Raw genomic sequence first — 3,020 nt, 5'->3', positions numbered from 1 at the left:
GCCAGGCCACGGTCCGATAGCCGAAGGACGGCTCCTCCTCGATCATCTGTAACCACCCGATTTGGACTGCCTTACCGGGTCCTCGGTCAGATCTTAGGCTACGTCGCTATGGACGTCATTTTCGGTGTCCGCGAAGACAGGGGTTTTCATGCGACACGAGGTGTTCACAGGTCCGGAACGGCGGCGGCGGTGGTCTTTCGAGGCGAAGCTGGCCATCATCGAAGAGGTCGGCGTCAACGGCTGGACGGTGTCCGACGTTGCCCGGCGGCACGACGTGGGGCGGCAGAACATCTACCACTGGCGGCGCGAGCTGAGGCGCGAGGGGCTCTGGCCGCGCGGCGTCGATGCACCGGTTTTCCTGCCGGTCGAACTGGCGGCGGCCGATAGCGCGGACATCGCCCCCACTGCCGCGATGGCGTCCCGGGTCGGGGAGGTCGCGATCGTCCTTGCCAACGGGCGGCAGCTGCGCTGCCGTGCGGACCTGCCGGAGGCGGAGCTCTCGCGGCTGATCCGGGCGATCGAAGCGGCATGATCGGTCCCGGAACCGGCGTCCGGGTTTATTTGGCCTGCGGAACCACCGACATGCGCAAGGGCATCGCCGGGCTGGCCGCGCTGGCGCAGGATGTGCTGCGGCAGAAGCCCGCCAGCGGCGCCGTCTTCGCGTTCCGGGGGCGCAAGGGTGACAGGATCAAGCTGCTCTATTGGGACGGCCAGGGGTTCTGCCTTTACTACAAGGTTCTCGAGCGCGGGAGATTTCCCTGGCCCTCCGCCGAAAGCGGATCGGCCCGGCTGACCGCGGCGCAGCTGGCCATGCTCTGGGAAGGGATTGATTGGCGGCGGCCCGACTGGGGCGCGCCACCGGCGCGGGTCGGGTAGATTATCTCGCTGATTTCCTTTGTTTTCATGGTTCTGCGGACCCTGCCATGGTAAGCTCTGGCATGTCCGCGAACGCCGAAAACCTCCCTGACGATCCCGACCTGCTGAAGGCGATGATTGCCGCGCTCTCGGCCGAGAACGCGAAGATGTCGGCCTCTCTCCGCGCCCACGATCTCCTCGTCCAAGCCCTGCGCGTGCGGATCGCCAAGCTCCAGAAACAGAAGTTCGGCGCCTCCTCGGAAAAGATCGAGCGCGAGGTCGAGCAGCTGGAACTGGCGCTCGAGGATCTGCAGGTCGCCCTGGCCGAGGCCGGGACCGTTCCCGCCGTGGACGAGGAGGAAGCGGCAGATGAGACCGCCGTTTCGCCGGAGCAAAAGCCGCGCCGCCGTTCGAAGGTGGCGCCGGGCACGCCGCGCGAACGCCGCGAGCTCGATCCCGGCGACAGCTGCCCGGAATGTGGCGGCGCGCTGCGGGTCGTGGGCGAGGATGTCAGCGAGATGCTCGACATGATCGCCGCGCAGCTGAAGGTAATCGAGATCGCCCGCGTGAAGAAATCCTGCCGCTGCTGCGAGAAGATGGTGCAGGTGCCCGCACCGAGCCGTCCCATTCCGCGCAGCATGGCCGGGCCTGCACTGCTGGCCTACATCCTCGTTTCGAAATTCGACGATCACGTCCCCTTGTATCGGCAGAACGAGATCTTCGCCCGCCTCGGCGCGGGCATTGCCGACACGACGCTGGTCGACTGGTGCGGCGGCGCGATGAAGGCGCTGGCGCCGCTGATCGACCGGATCGGCAAAGACGTTCTGTCGACCGATCTGCTGCATGCCGACGACACGCCCATCCGGGTCCTTGACCGATCGCGCAAGACCGCGGGCCTCGGCAAGGGCGTGAAGCAGGGCCGGATCTGGGTCTATGTGCGCGACCAGCGGCCCTGGGCGGGAACCGCACCGCCGGGCGCCGCCTATTACTTCTCGGCGGACCGGAAGGGCGAACATCCGCGGAAGCACCTCGCGCAAAGCGGCGGCATCCTGCAAGCTGATGCCTATTCCGGGTTCGGAGAACTCTACGAGCCTCGGGCCGATGGCACGACGCAGTTCCGCCAGGCGGCGTGCTGGGCGCACCTCCGGCGCGACTTTCATGATGTCTGGACGGCTACGGGCTCCGGGATCGCCCGCGAGGCGCTCGACCGCATCGGCAAGCTCTACGACATCGAGCGGCAGATCGCGGGACAGCCCGCCGAGCTGAGGCTCGCCGTGCGGCAGGAGAAAAGCCGCCCCAAGGTCGAAGCCTTCCGCGCCTGGGCGGAGCAGCAGCTGGGGCGCATCCCCGGCAAGGGCGATCTGGCGAAAGCCTTCCGCTACGGGCTGAACCGCTGGTCCTCCTTTTGCCTGTTCCTGGAAGACGGCCGCGTGGCGATCGACAACAACGCAGCCGAGCGCGGAATGAGACCGATCGGCGTCGGCCGCCGCAACTGGCTCTTCGCGGGATCGGACACCGACGGCGAGACCTTGGCGCGGGCAATGACGATCATCGAAAGCGCGAAGATGAACGGCCTCGATCCGCAAGCCTATCTAGCTGATGTCCTCGACCGCATCCACGACCACAAGATCAACCGGCTCGACGAGCTTCTGCCATGGAACTGGCAGCCTCAGGCCACCGAAACATCCCGGAGCGACGCCGCCTGAAATTGCAAGGCGGTCAAAACCGGGTGGTTACGATCATCTTCTTGATCGGCTCGGCAAAGCGGGGATCGACCTTCGGCGCGGCTTTCACCGGTTTGTAGTAGACCGTGCGCCGGGGAATAGGCTTCCTGAAGGTCCCGGAGCTGCTTCTCGTATTGCTCGCGGATGTCGAGCGGGTTGGCGCGCAGCGAGTTCTCCATCCCCCGCTTGGCGTCTTCAACCCAGCCCTCGATCTCGGAGGGTGTGAGGTCGAATGATCGACTTGCCTCCGACACGGTCGTCTTGCCCTGGATGATCTCGATCACCAGAGCCGTCTTCCGCTTCGCCGTCCAACGCTTGATGCTGTCGTCCATCGTCATACTCATCGCTACGTTCTCCCTTGTAGCATGAGCAGGTTTTCATTGGGTCGATACAGCCACGCGAAGATGGACAGCACGGTGCGCTATCTCGGCGTCGAGCTGG

General features: G+C 65.7%; 4 protein-coding genes. 3 read left to right on the top strand and 1 reads right to left on the bottom strand.

Annotation, left to right across the window (positions count from 1 at the left end; all coding sequences use genetic code 11):
- Positions 1-148 precede the first annotated feature (148 nt).
- The 3 genes from tnpA to tnpC all read left to right on the top strand — a co-directional run bounded on the left by tnpA (position 149) and on the right by tnpC (position 2,561).
- On the top strand, positions 149-532 hold the full coding sequence (tnpA, locus tag ICN82_RS21010; RefSeq protein WP_193187263.1) for an IS66-like element accessory protein TnpA: 384 nt from the start codon (positions 149-151) through the stop codon (positions 530-532).
- Positions 529-876, top strand: a complete 348-nt coding sequence (tnpB, locus tag ICN82_RS21005; RefSeq protein WP_193187260.1) for an IS66 family insertion sequence element accessory protein TnpB — start codon at positions 529-531, stop codon at positions 874-876. The genes tnpA and tnpB overlap by 4 nt, the downstream gene beginning before the upstream one ends.
- Before the next feature lie 62 nt (positions 877-938).
- Complete coding sequence (tnpC, locus tag ICN82_RS21000) at positions 939-2,561, top strand: IS66 family transposase (RefSeq protein ID WP_193187266.1); 1,623 nt, start codon at positions 939-941, stop codon at positions 2,559-2,561.
- On the opposite strand, the gene ICN82_RS21420 is transcribed toward tnpC, so the two are convergent.
- Complete coding sequence (locus ICN82_RS21420) at positions 2,525-2,911, bottom strand: DUF1153 domain-containing protein (RefSeq protein ID WP_226898657.1); 387 nt, start codon at positions 2,909-2,911, stop codon at positions 2,525-2,527. The two genes, tnpC and ICN82_RS21420, sit on opposite strands and share 37 nt — an antisense overlap.
- Positions 2,912-3,020: the final 109 nt, after the last annotated feature.

Origin of the sequence: Mangrovicoccus algicola (assembly GCF_014903745.1) — a bacterium.
GTDB classification, from domain to species: domain Bacteria; phylum Pseudomonadota; class Alphaproteobacteria; order Rhodobacterales; family Rhodobacteraceae; genus Mangrovicoccus; species Mangrovicoccus algicola.
The sequence above is the reverse complement of the archived record's forward strand: the minus strand, read 5'-3'. Positions and strand labels throughout refer to the sequence as shown.

Coding starts and splice junctions, on each gene's coding strand:
- tnpA (WP_193187263.1), top strand. CDS start 149: ATGCGACACGAGGTGTTCACAGGTCCGGAACGGCGGCGGCGGTGGTCT.
- tnpC (WP_193187266.1), top strand. CDS start 939: ATGTCCGCGAACGCCGAAAACCTCCCTGACGATCCCGACCTGCTGAAG.
- ICN82_RS21420 (WP_226898657.1), bottom strand. CDS start 2,911: ATGGACGACAGCATCAAGCGTTGGACGGCGAAGCGGAAGACGGCTCTG.
- tnpB (WP_193187260.1), top strand. CDS start 529: ATGATCGGTCCCGGAACCGGCGTCCGGGTTTATTTGGCCTGCGGAACC.